Raw genomic sequence first — 18434 nt, 5'->3', positions numbered from 1 at the left:
GCAGCCAACTTACTGCGCTTGCTTGAGTTGCTCGAGAATCGCCGGGTTTTCCAGCGTGGAGGTGTCTTGCGTAATCTCCTCGCCCTTCGCAATCACGCGCAACAGACGGCGCATGATCTTGCCCGAACGCGTCTTCGGCAGGTTGTCACCGAAGCGGATGTCCTTCGGCTTGGCGATCGGACCGATCTCCTTACCCACCCAGTTACGCAACTCCAGCGCCAGTTGCTTCGCCTCGTCGCCCGTCGGGCGCGAACGCTTGAGCACCACAAACGCCACAATCGCCTCACCCGTCGTATCGTCCGGACGGCCCACCACCGCAGCTTCCGCCACGATCGGGTTCGCCACCAGCGCCGACTCGATCTCCATCGTGCCCATGCGGTGACCCGAGACGTTCAGCACGTCGTCGATACGCCCCATGATCGTGAAGTACCCCGTCTTCGCATCGCGAATCGAACCGTCACCCGCCAGATAAATCTTGCCGCCCAACTCCGGCGGGAAGTAGCTCGACTTGTAACGCTCCGGATCGCCCCAGATCGTACGAATCATCGACGGCCACGCACGCTTGATGACCAGCATGCCGCCCTGACCGTTCGGCACGTCCTGACCGGTCTCGTCGACAATCGCCACATCGATACCCGGCAACCCCAGCGTGCACGAACCCGGCACCAGCGGCGTCGCGCCCGGCAGCGGCGTGATCACATGACCACCCGTCTCCGTCTGCCACCACGTATCAACGATCGGGCAACGGCCGCCGCCAATGTTTTCGTAGTACCACATCCACGCTTCCGGATTGATCGGCTCACCGACCGACCCGAGAATGCGCAGCGACGACAGATCGTATTTCTTCGGATGCACGTCCGGGGCCTGTTCCGCCGCCTTGATCAGCGAACGAATCGCCGTCGGCGCGGTGTAGAACACCGACACCTTGTGGCGGCCGATCATTTCCCAGAAACGGCCAGCGTTCGGATACGTCGGCACACCTTCGAACACCACCTGCGTCGCACCGACCGCGAGCGGGCCGTAGGCGATGTACGTGTGACCAGTGATCCAGCCGATGTCGGCCGTGCACCAGAAAACGTCGTCCGGCTTGATGTCGAACGTCCATTGCATCGTGAGCGACGCCCACAGCAAATAGCCGCCCGTGCTGTGCTGCACGCCCTTCGGCTTACCCGTCGAACCCGACGTGTAAAGAATGAACAGCGGATGCTCCGCGCCCACCCACTCCGGCTCGCACTTGTCCGATTGCGTCGCGACCAAGTCTTGCAGCACTTCGTCACGCCCGGCCTGCATCGTCACATTGCCGCCCGTGCGGCGATAGACGATCACCGACTTCACGTGATCGCAACCGCCCATGCCCAGCGCTTCGTCGACGATCGCCTTGAGCGGCAGCGCCTTTCCGCCGCGCATCTGCTCGTCAGCCGTCACGATCGCCACGGCGCCCGCGTCGATCACACGTTCGTTCAGCGATTTGGCCGAGAAGCCACCGAACACCACCGAGTGCGTCGCGCCGATACGCGCGCAAGCCTGCATGGCCACCACGCCTTCGATCGACATCGGCATGTAGATCACGACGCGATCGCCCTTCTTCACGCCCTTTGCCTTGAGCGCGTTCGCAAAGCGATTCACGCGCGAGAGCAGGTCGCGGTAGGTAACCGGGGTCACCGTGCCGTCGTCGGCTTCAAAGAGAATGGCGGTTTTGTCGCCCAGACCCGCTTCGATTTGGCGGTCCAGACAGTTGTAAGACGCGTTGAGTTGACCATCTTCGAACCACGTGTAGAACGGGGCTTGGGTCTCATCAAGGACTTTGGTGAACGGCTTGTGCCAGGCCAGATTCTCGCGCGCCTGACGCGCCCAGAATCCCTCGTAATCTTTCTCGGCCTCGGCGCACAGCGCCTCATAGGCGGGCATGCCGGAGATGTTCGCTTTGGCGACAAGCGCCTGCGGCGGCGCGAAGACGCGCTGCTCCTGCAATACCGATTCAATTGCTGCCATGAGTTGTCCCCTCTTATGGATATGCAAAAACCATTGCAATCAAGCCAAAACAAATCGCTAACGCCACATTAAGACGAGCGACTTACTAACGCCTTACACTGGTGCACCCGCGTGACGTCTCTCGCGTGCGGGACTCACGTAAGCGCGTCACTGCGGTGCAGCAGACCGTGGCGTATTCGCTACAATCCTACCCGCATCATCCCTATCCCGCCAACCCCGGACTCGCCCGGAGCGCCCGTGAATTCGACCTCTTCGCCCCCTTCGACGCCCGCCGCACAAGCGCTGCCCTCGTCGACCGACCGGCTGTTTGCCCGCTTTCCAAGCTTCGCTCTGGCGCTCGCGATGTTCTTTGTCGGCACCAATGTGGGCATCGGGAAAACCATGGTCGCCGTCATGCCCGTGGCCGCCTTCGCACTCTGGCGCTTCGTGATCGCCGTCATCGCCCTCGCCCCGCGTTATCGCCCGGCGAGAATGCGACTCGTCACCCGCTCGCAATGGCGCAACCTTTTCGTGCAGACGTTCTTCGGCACGTTTCTCTTCACGCTGCTGATGCTCTACGGCGTGCGGCAGACCACGGCGACGGCTGCTGGGGTGATTACCGCCACGCTGCCCGCCTGCGTCGCCCTGCTCTCATGGGCCGTGCTGCGCGAGCATCCGTCGCGGCGCACGCTGGTTAGCATTGGCCTCGCGATTCTCGGTGTGGCGCTGCTGAATCTGTCGCGCGGCGATTCGCACGGGGCCGGGGCCGCTGGATCGAGCAGCAATGCGTGGCTGGGCAACGCGCTGGTGCTGGGCGCGGTGGTTTGCGAGGGGATCTACGTGATCGTCTCCAAGCGTCTGGCCTCGGAGATGGCCGCCATCGATATCTGCGCTTACACCCACCTGCTCGGTGGCGCGATGATGCTGCCGCTGGGTATCGTCGGGCTGATGGCCGTCGATTACTCGGCGCTCACGCCCGGTCACTGGGCGCTCATCGTCTGGTACGGACTCGCCGCCAGCGTGTTCTCGTTCTTCCTCTGGATGCGCGGCATTCGGCATGTGAGCGCCCAGTTGGCGGGCGTTTTCACGGCGATGGTACCGGTCGCAGCAACGGCCTACGGCGTCGTGTTTCTGGGCGAACAACTGACGATCGCCCAAGGGGCTGCACTCGCGCTGACGGTCTCGGGCATCGTGCTGGCCGCGCTGCCAAGTGCCGGGGCGGCGAAAAAGGTTGCCGCCAGATAGCGGCAGCCCCGGCGGCAAGACGTTGTAAAATGCCGCCGGTGCCGGTTTTCGTATCACGAGACCAGCCAGATGCTTCAAACGCTTCAAATGCTTCGATTGATGTTGATTTGATAAAAATGGCCTGCGGCTTCGGGCGCAGGCGAATGTCCCCCACTTCGTCAAGATTGCCATGTCGACTCCCGGCCGCCCCTCCGACGCGCCGATGCGCCCGCTGCCTCGCATCATTTTCTTCAGCCGCTGGCTGCAACTGCCGCTCTACCTCGGCCTGATCGCTGCGCAAGGCGTCTACGTCTATAAATTCCTCGCCGAACTCTGGCACCTCGTCACCCACGCAGCAAGCTTCGACGAAACGCAGATCATGCTCGTCGTGCTCGGCCTGATCGATGTGGTGATGATCTCGAACCTGCTCATCATGGTGATCATCGGCGGCTACGAGACCTTCGTCTCCCGCCTCGGCGTGGAAGGCCACCCCGACGAGCCCGAATGGCTCGATCACGTGAATGCCGGTGTGCTCAAGGTGAAACTCTCGATGGCGCTCATCAGCATCTCGTCGATCCACCTGCTCAAAACGTTTATCGATGCGGCGCAACAGACGCCGCACACGATCATGTGGCAAGTCGTTATCCACATCTCGTTCCTGCTTTCTGCCGTCGTGATGGCCGTGGTCAACAAAATGACCAACGACAGCCACGCCCCGGCATACGCTACCCCCCAAGCTGTACCCAATACCAATACCCACTAAATCCTCACCAAGTCCCCACTAAGTCGAGAGCCGTTTCATGTCTACCGTCATTAAAGAAGACGACGTCATTCAGAGCGTCGCCGGTGCCCTGCAATACATCAGCTACTACCATCCGGACGATTACATCCAAGCACTGGGCCGCGCCTACGAGGCCGAAGAAAGCCCCGCTGCTAAAGATGCCATCGCACAGATTCTGACCAACAGCCGCATGTGCGCCGAAGGCCACCGTCCGCTGTGTCAGGACACCGGGATCGTGACGGTCTTCGTGAAGGTCGGCATGAACGTGCAGTGGGATGCCAAGCGCAGCCTCACCGACATGATCAACGAAGGCGTGCGTCAGGCTTACATGCACCCGGACAACGTCCTGCGCGCCTCGATCGTCGCCCCGCCCGAAGCCGGCCGTAAGAACACGAAGGACAACACGCCCGCTGTCATCCACTACGAGATCGTGGAAGGCGACAAGGTCGACATCACGGTCGCAGCCAAGGGCGGCGGCTCGGAAAACAAGTCGAAGTTCGTGATGCTCAACCCGTCCGATTCGATCGTCGACTGGGTGGTGAAGACCGTGCCGACGATGGGCGCCGGTTGGTGCCCGCCGGGCATGCTCGGCATCGGTATCGGTGGCACGGCCGAGAAAGCCATGGTGCTCGCCAAAGAATCGCTCATGGACCCGATCGACATTCATGACGTGATCAAGCGCGGCCCGCAAAACTGGAACGAAGAGCTGCGTATCGAGCTGTTCGAGAAGGTCAACGCACTGGGTATCGGCGCGCAAGGTCTCGGCGGTCTGGCCACCGTGCTGGACGTGAAGATTCTCGACTACCCGACGCACGCCGCGTCGAAGCCGGTCGCGATGATCCCGAACTGCGCCGCTACGCGCCACGCCCACTTCACGCTCGACGGCTCGGGCCCCTCGTTCCTCGCCGCTCCGTCGCTCGACGCCTGGCCGAACGTGCACTGGGCACCGAACACCGAGACGAGCAAGCGCGTCGACCTCGACACGCTCACGCCGGAAGAAGTCGCCAGCTGGAAGCCGGGTCAGACCCTGCTGCTCTCGGGCAAGATGCTCACGGGCCGCGACGCTGCCCACAAGCGCATCGCCGACATGATCGCCAAGGGCGAGCCGCTGCCGGTCGACTTCAATGGCCGTGCGATTTATTACGTCGGCCCGGTCGATCCGGTACGCGATGAAGTCGTCGGCCCGGCCGGTCCGACCACGTCCACGCGTATGGACAAGTTCACCGACATGATGCTGTCGAAGACGGGCCTCGCCGTCATGATCGGCAAGTCGGAACGTGGCCCGGCTGCCATCGAAGCCATCAAGAAGCACAAGGCTGCATACCTGATGGCCGTGGGCGGCGCCGCCTACCTCGTGTCGAAGGCAATCCGCGCCGCACGCGTGCTGGCCTTCGAAGACCTGGGCATGGAAGCCATCTACGAATTCGACGTGAAGGACATGCCTGTCACCGTCGCCGTGGATGCCACCGGCGTGTCGGTGCACCAAACCGGCCCGAAGGAATGGCAAGCCAAGATCGGTAAGATTCCGGTCGCGGCGGAGTAATCCAGCGGTAGCGATGTTGTAGTCAAAGGCCCGGCACTGTCCGGGCCTTTTTCTTGCGAAAGACGATGCAAAATCAACGCGAATGGATCGCGTTACCATTCGTGTCTCGGTTCACGAAAAGCCTTACAGGGCTTGGCTTTCGGCGGTTTTCAGGCTATCGTTCAACCGCTTGCAAATTGCACAACTGCATATAGGGATCCGAAATGAAAGGCGACAAGAAAGTCCTCGAACTCCTCAACGCTCAGCTCACCAACGAACTGACCGCGATCAACCAGTACTTTCTGCACGCCCGCATGTACAAACACTGGGGCCTCGACAAGCTCGGCAAGCACGAGTACGACGAGTCGATCGGTGAGATGAAGCACGCCGACAAGCTCATCGAGCGCATTTTCATGCTCGACGGCCTGCCGAACCTGCAAGACCTCCACAAGCTGCTCATCGGCGAGAACACGGAAGAAATTCTGGCTTGCGACCTGAAGCTCGAATACCTCTCGCAAAAGACCTGCAAGGAAGGCGTCGCCCACTGCGAAAGCGTGAAAGACTTCGTCTCGCGCGAAATCTTCAACGAAATTCTCCACGACACGGAAGAACACATCGACTGGCTGGAAACGCAGATCGAACTGATCGCCAAGGTCGGCCTGCAAAACTACCAACAGTCGGGCATGGCTTCGTTCGAAGACTGAACCACGTAAGACAAACGCACAAAGCCCGCTGGTCAACACCGCCCAACGGGCTTTGCGCTAGAATTTCGGGGCCGGCAATTTGCCGGCCCTTTTCTATTTGCCATGCCCTCCAACGCGCCGATTGGCGTCTTCGATTCCGGTCTCGGCGGCCTCTCGGTCCTCCAAGCCGTACGCGCCCTGCTCCCGCACGAGTCGCTGCTCTATGTGGCCGACTCCGCCTTCGCCCCCTATGGCGAACGTCCCGATGCCTTCATTGCCGAGCGCAGTCTCGCCGTAGGGCGTTGGCTGCGCGAGCGCGGTGCCAAAGCCTTCGTCGTTGCCTGCAACACGGCCACCGCTCACGGCGTCGCCGCGTTGCGCGCCGACGCGTCGTGGCCGGTCGTAGGCGTGGAGCCTGGCATCAAGCCCGCCGCCACCGCATCGCGCAGCGGCGTGATCGGGGTGCTGGCAACGGCCGCCACGCTGCGTAGCGCGCGCTTCGCCGACTTACTCGCCCGTCACACGGCGCAAGGTCAGCGCTTTCTTTGCCAACCGGGGCACGGCCTCGTGGAACGCATCGAAGCGGGCGACGTCGACTCCCCTGCCGTCATGGCGTTGCTCGAACGCTACGTCGCACCGATGGTGGCGCAAGGGGCCGACACGCTGGTGCTGGGCTGCACGCACTACCCGTTTCTGATCCCGGCAATACAACAGCGCTTCGGCGGCGCGCTGACGCTCATCGACACCGGCGCCGCCATCGCCCGCCAATTGCAGCGCCGCCTCGAAGCGGATGATCTGTGCGCTCCCCGCACACCCGGCGCGAGCGGCGATATGCAGTTATTCACGACAGCGAACGTTCACGCCCTTCAGACCATGGCGGACCGCCTGCTCGTGAATCCGCCCGTCGCGCAGACCGTCGAAATCGGTCGAATTGACGGTGCCGTGTGGCCCGCAACCGACACGGCCATCAAAACAGCCTCGGCGCTCGCCGACTGAACCGGACGGCGGGCACCGCCCGCCGAAGCCCGCCACACGGGCGTTCAGCCCAAATTCGGGCTGCACAACCTTCCCACGACGTCCAACTGTTTAGCCCGATTCAAACACCCGTATATCCATGTGCGTGCCATGGGATAGGTCATTGGGGCTTGCAAAATCCGATTGCTTAAATAATAATTATTCTCATTAGTGTTACATTTTGACGTTTTCATCATGATCGTCTGTGTCTGCAAATCCGTCTCCGAGCGCCAGATCAAGGCCTGTCTCGACGCTGGCGCCACCTCGATGGAAGATCTTCAGATCGACCTCGGCGTAGCCCTATGCTGCGGCAAGTGCGGTCCGTACGTTCAAGAAATGGTCGCGGGTGCCACGCCCTGCTGTGGCCGCTCGTGCGGTGGCTGCTGCCAGTCGGCTTGCGACGTCACCACGACCACGACCGAAGTCGTCGTCATGCAAGAACTTGCGTTGGCCGCGTAATTCAGCGCGCGCCAACCGTTAGGAATTCGCCGTTGCGACACTGCGGTAAGTCGCGAAGGCAAGGGAGCCAGCCAGGCGTCTCGCATGCGGTCAACCGCATCAGGCGGCCATGCGCCAGCCAGCGATTCGCGTCACCCCCGGAGGTGTCAAATGGAACTCCTGATTGGCTTTGTATCGACGTTATGCTTATCGTTCTTCCTGTTTCGAAGGTGAGTGCACGTCAGGCTGTCTGCTTCGCGCATTCGCTGTATTCGCCGACCGCGCCCCTTGGCGCGGTTTTCCTTTGATCGCACGTCCGGCCCATCCGAACCCCGAGTTCCGCACAGCGCGCTTCACTCACCGTTCATCGCCGCAATTAGCGTACCCTAGCCGTTACCATGTCGACCGTGCCCCCTACGACCCTCGCGCTCACGCCGAGCCGCGATCCGTTAACGTCGCCGCGAGCGATCGCGATCGCGGTGGCGATTGTGGCCGTCCACCTCGCCGCACTCATTGGTTTGTCGCAACTGCGCAACGAGCCTGAGAAGGCGACGATTGTTCCGACGGTCTTCTCCGCCACGATCATCCCGCCGCAAGTCGCACCGACGCCGCCGCAGCCCACGCCGCCGAAGCCGACCCCAGAGCCGCCGAAGCCAAAGGTCGCCCCGCCGCCGCCCAAGCCGCGTGTGCAGCCTGAGAATGCGATTACGCAGAAGGCCGAACCCGTTGCCCCGCCGCAGCAATCCGAGCCAGTGAAAGATACGGCCCCACCCGCGCCGCCGGCACCGCCGACGCCCGCCCCCGCTGCCGCACCGCCGGGACGTGTAGAAGGATTGAAGATCGAGTGCCCGGATCCGCCGCTGATCTACCCGTCGATGTCGCGCCGCAACGCCGAAGAAGGTACGACGACGTTGCGCCTCGTCATCGGCGCGAACGGCCGGGTAACGAGCGCAGAAGTCACCAAGTCGAGCGGTTTCCCTCGTCTTGATAAAGCCGCCATTGAATCTGCGAACAAGATGCGCTGCACGCCCGCGATGCAGAACGGCCGCGCGGTCGAGACGACGGCAGTCAAGGCCTTCGGGTTTAATCTCAATAATTAACGTAACGATTCACGAACTGGATTTCCAGAGGAACGCAAAATGCAAGAGTATGGTTTGAGCCACGTCTGGGCGCAGGGCGATTTCGTCACCCGTGCCATCGCGATCGTGTTGTTGGTGATGTCGGTGCTGTCGTGGACGGTCATCATCATCAAGGGCACGCAGATCTTCCGTCTGAGCCGCCTCACGCGCACTGCCGAACCCGACTTCTGGCACTCGGAGAACTTCACCGCCGGTCTGCAAAAGCTGGGCGAATCGTCGGGCAACAACAACCCGTTCCTCGCACTGGCCCTCGCCGGTCAGGACGCCGCCGAACACCATCGCCAAAGCCAGCCCCATCTGCACGACAAGATGGACGTGAGCGACTGGATCACGCGTGCCCTGAAGAACTCGGTGGACGACACGGTCTCGCGCCTGCAAAGCGGTCTGGCCTTGCTCGCCTCCATCGGCTCGACCTCGCCGTTCGTCGGTCTGTTCGGTACGGTTTGGGGTATTTATCACGCCCTGCTGGCCATCGGCGCATCGGGTCAGACGACCATCGACAAAGTGGCCGGCCCCGTGGGTGAAGCCCTGATCATGACCGCCTTCGGTCTGTTCGTCGCGATCCCGGCAGTGCTCGGCTACAACGCCCTGACGCGCGGCAACAAGGGTGTGGTCTCGAAGCTCAACCGCTTTGCCCACAGCCTGCACGCCTACTTCCTGACCGGCGCCAGCCTGCATTCGCCGCAGTTCGCGAGCAACGTCACGCCGGTGCGCAAGTCCACCCCGGCCAGCGCCAGCTAAGCCGCAGCAAGAGAGAAGGAGTTCGCCATGGCCATGGGGTCTTATAGCAGCGACGAAAGCATGGACGACGGCATGATGAGCGAGATCAACATGACGCCGCTCGTCGACGTCATGCTGGTGCTGCTGATCATCTTCATCGTGACGCTGCCGGTGCTCAACCACGCCGTCAAACTCGACCTGCCGCAGGCAAGCAGCCAGCCGGAAGACACCAAGCCGGCCAAGATCGATTTGTCGATTCAGGCTGACGGCACCGTCTTCTGGGACAAGCAAGAGGTCGACGAGGCCACGCTGCACGCTCGCCTGCAACAAGCCGCCGACGCGCAGCCGCAGCCGGAACTGCACCTCTTCGCCGACAAGAACGTGCGTTACGAGAGCGTCGCCAAGGTGCTCGCCGACGCACAGTCGGCCGGTGTCACCAAACTCGGCTTCGTGACCGAACCGGCCAAGTAAGCCACCGGTCGATTCACGAATCGCTGAAACGAAAAGCGCGGTGTTCATCACCGCGCTTTTTTTCGTCTGCCGCACCGACTTCCGCTCGATTGTTCCAATCGGGTAACAATCCTTCCCCGCTTCCGGGCTACTCCCCGCCCCACTCGCCCCGATATAGTCTGCACATGACAACGGACTGATGACGCCCTATGCGTATCAGCCCACACAGGAGAGTCCCCTCATGAGTACGACCCAAACCCGCCCGGTGGCCCGCGTCTTCACGGCTGCGCAAACGCAGGAGGGTGCCGGCTTTTACGTCAACCGTCCGTTTCCGACGCGCATGCTGATGGATTTCGATCCGTTCCTACTGCTCGACGAAATGGGGCCGATGCAGGTCGAACCGGGCGAAGCCAAGGGCGCGCCCGATCACCCGCACCGCGGCTTCGAGACCGTGACGTATCTGCTGGCAGGCGAAATGGAGCACCGTGACTCGCAAGGTCATGCGGGCAAGCTCACGCCCGGCGACGTGCAGTGGATGACGGCCGGTGCCGGGGTCATTCACTCCGAAATGCCGTCGAAGGCGTTTCAGGAGCGCGGCGGCGAGATGCACGGCTTCCAGCTTTGGGTGAACCTGCCGCGTGTCGATAAGATGATGACGCCGCGCTATCAGGAACTGCCTGCGGCCGGGATTCCTGTCGCCACCAGCGATGACGGCAAGGTGTCGGTGCGTGTGATCGCCGGTGAGGCGCTCGGCACGAAGGCCGCAATCGAGACCCGCACGCCGATTCTGTATCAGCACTTCACGTTGCAGCCGCAAGCGGTGCTCGAACAATCGGTGCCGGCCGACTTCAATGTGTTTGCCTATGTGGTCGACGGCGAAGGGCAATTCGGAGCCGAGCCGACGGCTGCCAAGAAGCACCAGATGGTCGTGTTCGGTAACGAGGGCGAAGGCGTCACCGTGCGCAACGAGAGCGACACCCCGCTGTCGTTCCTGCTGATCGGCGGCAAGCCGCTGGGTGAGCCGGTGGCACGTTACGGCCCGTTCGTGATGAACACGGAAGGCGAGATTCGTCAGGCGATTCTCGACTTTCAGGCCGGACGGATGGGCCACATTCCGGCAACGGGAGCCTGATCGACGCGCGTGCATTGCACTTGCAGGACTGAATTGGGTCACAATGACACGCATAGTGCGTTGTGACCCATGAGTGCATCTAACAGGAGTTGTTATGAGCGCAGAAGCGATTGTCACCGCCCATCTGGGCGCCGCCGGTTTCACCACGCGTCTCTCGGATGGCAAGCACGAATGGATTGGCGACGAGCCCGCCTCGCTTGGCGGTGGCGATCTAGGTCCCATGCCGTCCGCGCTGCTGCTCTCGAGCTTGGGTGCGTGCACGTCGATCACGTTGCAGATGTACGCCCGCCGCAAGGAATGGCCGCTCAAGGAAGTGAAAGTCACGCTGGCCATGAATCCGGACGGCAAACCGGCCGCGGGGACGACGCAAATCACGCGCAAGATCGAGCTGGGTGGCGATCTGTCGGAAGAACAACGGCAGCGCCTCTTGGAAATCGCCAACGCGTGCCCAATTCACAAGGTATTGTCGGGAACGATTGCCATCGACAGTTCGCTGATCGAGTAACGCCGAGACGCCAATACGCCGAGACGGGTCACCGTCGACTGTCGCAGCCCGAACCTGCTCCGCCGGCCCGCCAGAATGGCGCGCTGGCGGTTATCAATTCAAGGGGAAACTTCTTGCAGTACGAACACCTGATCGAGGTTAACGACCTCCTGAACCCGCTGGCCTTTGCGCTCTCGCGCGAGCAACTCTGGAACGGCCTCGTGCTGCGTGCTGAGCAACCGGCCAACTTCGTGCTGGGGCTCGACGAGTGCATCGTGCACGAGCGCACGGACGACACGTTGGTGCGCGAGCTTCGCTTCGGACAAGCGGTGGTGCGCGATCGCGTGATCTTCGAGGCGCTGCAATCGGTGCGCTATGAAACGGCGGCCACCGACCAGCACGCGGGCGGCACACTCACGATGAAGATCGAGGAGCCGACGCCCACGCACTACTTCGTGCGCTTCATCTACAGCACCACGCTGCCCGAAGACGCGCCGAGCGCCGACACCCGGTACAGCGAGTTCGTGAAATCGGCCTATCGCGAGGCCGATATCGACACCATCGCGCACATCCGCGCCCTCGCCGAACAAGGCGCGCTCGACTAAGCAGCGCGCATCTTCACGCCGGACGCGTCGTCATCGCGTCCGGCGTTCTCGAATCCAGAAAATCTATTGCCGACTTGAGAACAATAGTCAAATTCAAATATAAATGGGAATGATTCTCATTTAAGATTCTTCTCACAGTCAGACATACGGATGAGCCAGATGAGCGCAAGCCACACCACTGCACGCCAGACCACGCCCGCTACGGCGCCGCGCCGCACCTTGTCGGTGTCGCGTACGCAAGTGGCCAGCCCGGCAGCAGCGAAGCCGGCCAGCAACGCAACCGGCCGCGTCTTGACGAGCGACCATCTGCTGCAAGGCACGCAATGCGTGAACATCTTGCACAACGGTCAGACTTACCAGTTGCGCGCTACGCGCTACGGCAAGTTGATTCTGACGAAGTAACCGAAGTTAGCCGTACCCTCAGTCACTTGTAGCAACCGGCAGTACGAAGGCGAAGTAAAGAATTTTGGCGGTGGCTTGACCACGACCTTGCCGCCGCCTTCACCGAGTTTTGTGGGGACCACCTCGCCTAAGAGGTGTTTGGCAGTAGCCAGCGAACGCAACGCGATCCCATGTAGTTACGGCAAGCCCCTCTCTACCTGCGTTGCGCGCCAGCCAAGCCACTTTTTTTGTCCAGCCACAAGGGTTTCATTGATGTTCTCCTCGTGGCCCAGCCTGCCAAGCCTCAGGTTGCGGCCATCCGGCCTGACAAGCCTTTAACCCGCTCGCGAGAGCGGGTTTTCTTTTTTCACCCGCTCACGAGCTGCGGGTTTTCTTTTTGGTGCTTACGCGCCAACCACCGCAGCAATACCGGCACGGGCAATCTGTGCGTCCTGCACCGACTTCACGCCCGACACGCCCACTGCACCGATCACATTGCCCTCGAACACGATCGCGACGCCGCCTTCGAGCATCGCCGTGTTCGGCGCGCTCAGGAACGCGAAGCGGCCACCGTTGATCATCTCTTCGAACACACCGCTGTCGCGACGCCCCACGGCCGACGTCTGCGCCTTGCCCAGCGACATCATTGCGGTGCTGGGGGCAGCACCGTCCATGCGATGCAGCGACAACGCGTGACCGCCGTCGTCGACGATCGTGATGCACACATTCCAGCCGTTCGCGGTGGCTTCGGCCACGGCAGCAGCGTTGATCTTCTGTACGTCTTCAGCGGTCAGGACGGCTTTCGTCTTCATATGTCTCTCTCATTCAGTTGGGTGAAAAGCGGCTTAGTGCCCTACGGCGATCGCCATCCACTCGCGCAGGGCGAAGCGCGTACTGCGCATGCCGTCGAGTGTCGGCCACCAGCCGGGAATGACCTCGGGATCGAGTGCGCGCTCGTTGCAGCACGGTGCGGGTACCACCGTGAGCCCAGCGCGCACAAACTGATCGCGGGCGCGGCGCATATGCCAGGCGCTCGTGACCAGATACACGCGCGTGATACCGGAATTGGTCAGCATGCGCGCGCTAAAGATGGCGTTTTGCGCCGTGTTCAGCGATTGAGCCTCAGTCCAGCGGACCGGTACGCCGAATTCTTCGGTGAGGATTTGCGCCATCAGGCGACCCTCTGCAATGGGAAAGCCCGACGGCGCACCGCCGGACACGAGAACAGGCAGTTGTGCATGGCGTGCGAGAAACGCGCCATAGCGCACGCGGGCGATTGCCATCGGGGGCAAATCGGCCCCCTCGGCGCGGCCGAATTCCGTTGCGCCGACGCTGGTCCCACCGCCAAGAATGACGACGGCCTGCGGCAGTTCGCCAGCGCTCTGCGGTGACTGGCGTGCCGCGTCGAGGGCTTTCACGTCCACCGGTGTGCCGACGCTCAAGCTGCGCGTCAGACGATCGCCCACCCAGGGCATCGCCTGAAGCCATAGCGCCAATGCGGCCGTCACGGCGAGCGTCTTACCGATACGCGGGCAGCGCCGCCAGACAATCAGCGCAAGCGCCGCCAGCACCAAAACATTGGCGGGCGGCAGAAACAAACCGACGAGGAGGTTGCGGAAAAGCCAATCGGTGGGCATCCAGCGAGTGTACTGGACTGCCCATATGAGTGCACCCTTTCTCTATGACATTTCTCATTCGATAGGGGTGATAAAGGTGCCGGTGGTATGCGCCGGGAATCCGGCGCATACCGACGCGAACAAGCGCGTACTAGCGTGTGCTAGCGCGTTAAGCCAACAAGCTACGCAGCATCCACGCGTTCTTTTCGTGCAGTTGCATGCGCTGGGTGAGCAAGTCGGCGGTCGGCTCGTCCGAGGCCGCGTCCACCGTCGGGAAGATGCCGCGCGCGGTGCGCGTCACGGCTTCCTGCCCCTCGACAAGCTGACGAATCATCTCTTCAGCACTCGGCACGCCTTCGGCCTCGGGAATCGACGATAGCTTCGCGAATTCCTTATAAGTGCCCGGTGCCGGATAGCCCAGCGCACGAATACGCTCGGCAATTTGGTCGACGGCCAGCGCCAGTTCGTTGTACTGCCCTTCGAACATCAGATGCAGTGTGTTGAACATCGGGCCGGTGACGTTCCAATGGAAGTTGTGCGTCTTCAGATACAGCGTGTAGGTGTCGGCGAGCAGGTGATTCAGCCCTTCGACGATGCGCTTACGATCCTTCTCACTAATGCCAATGTTCACGGTGGCGACGTTGTTTTTCTTTGCCATGATGACTCCGTTCGTTTGATTCACTAGGGTTACCCGCATCGCGTCGCGATACGAGTTACACACTTGGTCTGATGCGGTAACGCGATTAATGTTCCGGTTACACTGCCGCATGCCCGCCGACCTTGCCCGATTCCTGTCGATGTCCAGCCTGTCCAGCGCAACCGGCGCTGCCGACCCCGCGCTTCCCCGTCAGCTTCTGGTGACACCGGAAGTCACCTCCGTTGCGCAGATCGCGTCGTTTGCGTCTCTGCTCGCGCAGGCGTTGGCGCGCGGCATTCGCCTGGTGCAACTGCGCAACCGTTCGCTCGATGCCGACGGTTACCGCGCGTTGGCGGAGTCGGCATTGGCCCTCACCCATGCCGCAGGCGCGCAGTTGCTGCTCAATCCACGCGCTGACGTCGCCGACCTTTGGCTCGATGCCGCGAACGGATTGCACGCGGATACTGTCCCGCACGCCGATGGCTGGCACCTGACCAGCGCGCGGCTGCTGGCATGCGCCGCACGGCCCGCAGGATGGAAACTCGTGAGCGCCGCCTGTCACGATGCCGCGCAACTCGCGCAAGCCCACCGCATCGGTGCTGACTTCGTGACCCTCTCGCCGGTGCTCGCCACCGCAACGCATCCCGATGCCACGCCGCTTGGCTGGCCTGCTTTCTCAGCGCTCGCCGCGCAAACGACGCTGCCGGTGTTCGCCCTCGGCGGCATGCGCGCCGAGACCCTGAGCACCGCACGCAACGCAGGTGCCCACGGCGTCGCCGCCATTCGCGCGTTCTGGCCCGCGGGCTGAATTCACACTGCGAGAACGACACTGGCGAGACGGTGTGAGCCGCCTCGCCCCTGTGCCGCCTCTGCATCACTTCTAAGTAACGGTCCCGTCGTTACCGCTTCGCCAGCGCCTCGCGAGCCGCTTTCACCCCTTGCGCATACGCCGGATCGATCTTGGTGAAATGCTCAAGTTGCCGATCGGCCACATCGTCCGGCACGCCCTGCATGGCGGCAGCGATATTGCCGAACAGGCGCGACTTCTGCCCATCGTCGAACAACCGGAACAACGCGCGCGGCTGCGAGTAGTAGTCGTCGTCCTCGCGATGGTCGTAGCGATCGGCCACTGCGCCCACGGCTTCCGGCGGATCGCGGAACTCCGGTTGATCGGCAAACGCACCGTAGCGGTTCGGCTCATAGTTCGTGGTGCCGCCCAGATTGCCGTCCACGCGCATCGCACCATCGCGGTGGAAGCTGTTGTGGAACGGGCACTTCGGCGCGTTCACGGGAATGGCGCTGTGATTCACCCCGAGGCGATAACGCTGCGTGTCGCCGTACGAGAACAAACGGCCCTGCAACATGCGGTCCGGCGAGAAGCTGATCCCCGGCACCACGTTCGCCGGATTGAACGCCGCCTGCTCGACTTCCGCGAAGTAGTTCTCCGGATTGCGATTGAGCTCGAGCACGCCCACGTCGATCAACGGATAGTCCCCGTGCGGCCACACCTTCGTCAGATCGAACGGGTTGATGGCGTACGTCGCGGCATCGGCCTCGGGCATCACTTGCACTTGCATGCGCCAGCGCGGGAAGTTACCGGCCTCGATGGCATCGAACAGGTCGCGCTGGGCGCTCTCGCGATCACCGGCAACCACTTCGGCCGCTTGCGCGTTGGTCAGGTTCTCGACACCCTGCATCGACTTGAAGTGGAACTTCACCCAGAAGCGCTCGTTCGCCGCGTTGATAAAGCTGAACGTGTGCGAGCCGAAGCCGTGCTGTTGGCGATAGTTCGCAGGCAAGCCACGGTCACTCATCAGAATGGTGACTTGATGGAGCGATTCCGGATGGCGTGACCAGAAGTCCCATGCCGCTGTCGGGTTACGCAGATTCGTCTTCGGGTCGCGCTTTTGCGTGTGGATGAAGTCGGGAAACTTGAGCGGATCGCGCACGAAGAACACCGGCGTGTTGTTGCCCACGAGATCCCAGTTGCCTTCGTCGGTATAGAACTTCAGCGCGAAACCACGCACGTCGCGCTCGGCATCGGCAGCACCGCGCTCGCCTGCGACGGTGGAAAAGCGCAGGAATACCGGCGTCTCCTTGCCGACGGCTTCGAACACGCGTGCGCGGCTAAAGCGGGTGATGTCGTGCGTGATGGTGAGCTTGCCGTAGGCACCGGAGCCCTTGGCGTGCACGCGGCGCTCAGGAATGACTTCGCGGTCGAAGTGAGCGAGCTTTTCGAGGAACCACACGTCTTGCAACAACGCCGGGCCACGCGGCCCTGCCGTCATCGTGTTCTGGTTATCGGGCACCGGCGCACCGGCGGCGGTCGTGAGTTTCTTGGTGTCGGACATGCGAGGCTCTCCTGTTTCTTGATCGGTCAACCCGTCGGGCGGGTTGCGTGGGGATGGACGCGTTGGAATCGACTTACGCCGCCATCTGCGCAAACTCGGCAAGCACGTGTTCCAGCGTGGCTTCGATGTCGTGCAAATAGGTCTTCAGTGCGGTCATCGTGGTCACCTCAGGTGCGTGGCGAGGGGTTCGCAAACGCATGTCGCTAGGTTAATAATTCCAATTAAAACGGTCGAATTAATTGTCTATATCTATCGAATAGGGAAAAACAATGCGCCGCGGCGGGAAGCGGCGGCGCATCGGGGTCTGACGGGGTCTGAGGGGTTTGCTGCGTGTTTTGGCTTAGTTTGCCGTTGCCGGCAGATCGAGCGGAATCACGCCGGGCAAATTGCAGCGGGCGATGGCTTGTGCCACCGCCTCGATGGCGGGCAGGCGCGTGAAGCTCTTGCGCCATGCGAGCACCACGCGACGGTCGGGCACCGGTGCCGAGAACGGCACGTAGCGCAGCAGACTATCGGGCGCTTGCGACTCGGGCACCGACGTCTTTGGCAACACGGTGATGCCGACGCCGCTCGCCACCATGTGACGAATGGTTTCGAGCGACGAGCCTTCGAAGGTTTTCTGAATGCCGTCGGCATTCTGCGAGAAGCGCATCAACTCGGGGCAAACGCCGAGTACGTGATCGCGGAAGCAATGCCCGCTGCCGAGCAGCAGCATCGTTTCCTGCTTCAGGTCGCCCGCGTCGATCTGCTCGCGCGTCGCCCAAGGGTGCGAACGCGGCAACGCCACCACGAACGGCTCGTCGTAGAGCGGGCGCACCATCAAACCGCTCTCGGGGAACGGCAGCGCCATGATCGCCGCATCGATCTCGCCCTGCTTGAGCAACTCGATCAGCTTGAGCGTGTAGTTCTCTTGCAGCATGAGCGGCATCTGCGGCGTGGTCTCGATCATCTGCTTGACCAGCGCGGGCAGCAGATACGGCCCAATCGTATAGATCACGCCTAAACGCAGCGGGCCGGCGAGCGGGTCGCGGCCCTGCTTGGCAATTTCCTTGATGGCAATGGTTTGTTCGAGCACACGCTGCGCCTGCGCCACGATCTGCTCACCGAGCGGCGTGACGCTCACTTCGGCGGCACCCCGCTCGAAAATCTGCACATTGAGCTCGTCTTCGAGCTTCTTGATCGCCACCGAGAGCGTCGGCTGGCTGACGAAACAGGCTTCCGCTGCGCGACCGAAATGGCGTTCTCGCGCCACCGCCACGATGTACTTGAGTTCCGTGAGGGTCATG

20 protein-coding genes are annotated in these 18434 nt (G+C 62.2%); 14 read left to right on the top strand and 6 right to left on the bottom strand.

Annotated elements, in window-relative coordinates:
* Window positions 1–9: 9 nt before the first annotated feature.
* Window positions 10–1992: an acetate--CoA ligase gene (acs, locus tag PPN31114_RS15335; protein WP_150680300.1), complete on the bottom strand. Its 1983-nt coding sequence runs from the start codon at window positions 1990–1992 to the stop codon at window positions 10–12.
* Window positions 1993–2295: 303 nt separating this feature from the next.
* On the opposite strand from acs, the gene PPN31114_RS15330 reads away from it, so the two are divergent.
* The 13 genes from PPN31114_RS15330 to hemP all read left to right on the top strand — a co-directional run bounded on the left by PPN31114_RS15330 (window position 2296) and on the right by hemP (window position 12565).
* The gene (locus tag PPN31114_RS15330; protein ID WP_281350979.1) at window positions 2296–3216 is read left to right on the top strand and encodes a DMT family transporter; all 921 of its coding nucleotides are present in this window, start codon (window positions 2296–2298) and stop codon (window positions 3214–3216) included.
* A gap of 169 nt (window positions 3217–3385) precedes the next feature.
* Window positions 3386–3958, top strand: a complete 573-nt coding sequence (locus PPN31114_RS15325; protein WP_150680299.1) for a TIGR00645 family protein — start codon at window positions 3386–3388, stop codon at window positions 3956–3958.
* Between the two features lie 37 nt (window positions 3959–3995).
* Window positions 3996–5519 carry a fumarate hydratase gene (locus PPN31114_RS15320; RefSeq protein WP_150680298.1) on the top strand — a complete coding sequence of 508 codons (1524 nt, stop codon included), beginning with the start codon at window positions 3996–3998 and terminating at the stop codon, window positions 5517–5519.
* 203 nt (window positions 5520–5722) lie between these two features.
* Complete coding sequence (bfr, locus tag PPN31114_RS15315; RefSeq protein ID WP_150680297.1) at window positions 5723–6202, top strand: bacterioferritin; 480 nt, start codon at window positions 5723–5725, stop codon at window positions 6200–6202.
* Between the two features lie 102 nt (window positions 6203–6304).
* Window positions 6305–7177 (top strand): glutamate racemase, encoded by an 873-nt coding sequence (murI, locus tag PPN31114_RS15310; protein ID WP_150680296.1) that lies wholly within the window; start codon window positions 6305–6307, stop codon window positions 7175–7177.
* 213 nt (window positions 7178–7390) lie between these two features.
* The gene (locus PPN31114_RS15305; RefSeq protein WP_150680295.1) at window positions 7391–7654 is read left to right on the top strand and encodes a (2Fe-2S)-binding protein; all 264 of its coding nucleotides are present in this window, start codon (window positions 7391–7393) and stop codon (window positions 7652–7654) included.
* Between the two features lie 377 nt (window positions 7655–8031).
* Window positions 8032–8733 (top strand): energy transducer TonB, encoded by a 702-nt coding sequence (locus PPN31114_RS15300; RefSeq protein WP_150680294.1) that lies wholly within the window; start codon window positions 8032–8034, stop codon window positions 8731–8733.
* A gap of 39 nt (window positions 8734–8772) precedes the next feature.
* On the top strand, window positions 8773–9513 hold the full coding sequence (locus tag PPN31114_RS15295; protein ID WP_150680293.1) for a MotA/TolQ/ExbB proton channel family protein: 741 nt from the start codon (window positions 8773–8775) through the stop codon (window positions 9511–9513).
* A 27-nt stretch (window positions 9514–9540) separates the two neighbouring features.
* Window positions 9541–9963: an ExbD/TolR family protein gene (locus PPN31114_RS15290; protein WP_150680292.1), complete on the top strand. Its 423-nt coding sequence runs from the start codon at window positions 9541–9543 to the stop codon at window positions 9961–9963.
* 220 nt (window positions 9964–10183) lie between these two features.
* The gene (locus PPN31114_RS15285) at window positions 10184–11074 is read left to right on the top strand and encodes a pirin family protein (RefSeq protein WP_150680291.1); all 891 of its coding nucleotides are present in this window, start codon (window positions 10184–10186) and stop codon (window positions 11072–11074) included.
* A gap of 94 nt (window positions 11075–11168) precedes the next feature.
* Window positions 11169–11579, top strand: coding sequence for an OsmC family protein (locus tag PPN31114_RS15280; protein ID WP_058377503.1), 411 nt, complete (start codon window positions 11169–11171; stop codon window positions 11577–11579).
* Window positions 11580–11692: 113 nt separating this feature from the next.
* Complete coding sequence (locus PPN31114_RS15275) at window positions 11693–12163, top strand: SRPBCC family protein (protein ID WP_150680290.1); 471 nt, start codon at window positions 11693–11695, stop codon at window positions 12161–12163.
* Between the two features lie 150 nt (window positions 12164–12313).
* Window positions 12314–12565: a hemin uptake protein HemP gene (hemP, locus tag PPN31114_RS15270; protein WP_150680289.1), complete on the top strand. Its 252-nt coding sequence runs from the start codon at window positions 12314–12316 to the stop codon at window positions 12563–12565.
* Between the two features lie 383 nt (window positions 12566–12948).
* On the opposite strand, the gene PPN31114_RS15265 is transcribed toward hemP, so the two are convergent.
* From PPN31114_RS15265 to PPN31114_RS15255, 3 genes are all read right to left on the bottom strand, one after another.
* The gene (locus tag PPN31114_RS15265) at window positions 12949–13356 is read right to left on the bottom strand and encodes a GlcG/HbpS family heme-binding protein (protein ID WP_150680288.1); all 408 of its coding nucleotides are present in this window, start codon (window positions 13354–13356) and stop codon (window positions 12949–12951) included.
* A gap of 33 nt (window positions 13357–13389) precedes the next feature.
* Window positions 13390–14181, bottom strand: coding sequence for a YdcF family protein (locus PPN31114_RS15260; RefSeq protein WP_150680287.1), 792 nt, complete (start codon window positions 14179–14181; stop codon window positions 13390–13392).
* 148 nt (window positions 14182–14329) lie between these two features.
* A complete protein-coding gene (locus PPN31114_RS15255) occupies window positions 14330–14818 on the bottom strand; it encodes a Dps family protein (protein ID WP_150680286.1) in 489 nt (162 codons plus the stop codon).
* 139 nt (window positions 14819–14957) lie between these two features.
* Between PPN31114_RS15255 and PPN31114_RS15250 the strand changes: the two genes are divergently transcribed.
* Window positions 14958–15605 carry a thiamine phosphate synthase gene (locus PPN31114_RS15250; protein WP_150680285.1) on the top strand — a complete coding sequence of 216 codons (648 nt, stop codon included), beginning with the start codon at window positions 14958–14960 and terminating at the stop codon, window positions 15603–15605.
* A 91-nt stretch (window positions 15606–15696) separates the two neighbouring features.
* On the opposite strand, the gene PPN31114_RS15245 is transcribed toward PPN31114_RS15250, so the two are convergent.
* On the bottom strand, window positions 15697–17148 hold the full coding sequence (locus PPN31114_RS15245; RefSeq protein WP_150680284.1) for a catalase: 1452 nt from the start codon (window positions 17146–17148) through the stop codon (window positions 15697–15699).
* Window positions 17149–17488: 340 nt separating this feature from the next.
* Window positions 17489–18433 (bottom strand): LysR substrate-binding domain-containing protein, encoded by a 945-nt coding sequence (locus PPN31114_RS15240; protein WP_150680283.1) that lies wholly within the window; start codon window positions 18431–18433, stop codon window positions 17489–17491.
* Between the last annotated feature and the right edge of the window lies 1 nt (window position 18434).

Source organism: Pandoraea pneumonica (assembly GCF_902459645.1).
Taxonomy (GTDB): Bacteria; Pseudomonadota; Gammaproteobacteria; order Burkholderiales; family Burkholderiaceae; genus Pandoraea; species Pandoraea pneumonica.
This window is presented reverse-complemented; position numbering and strand designations above follow the sequence as displayed.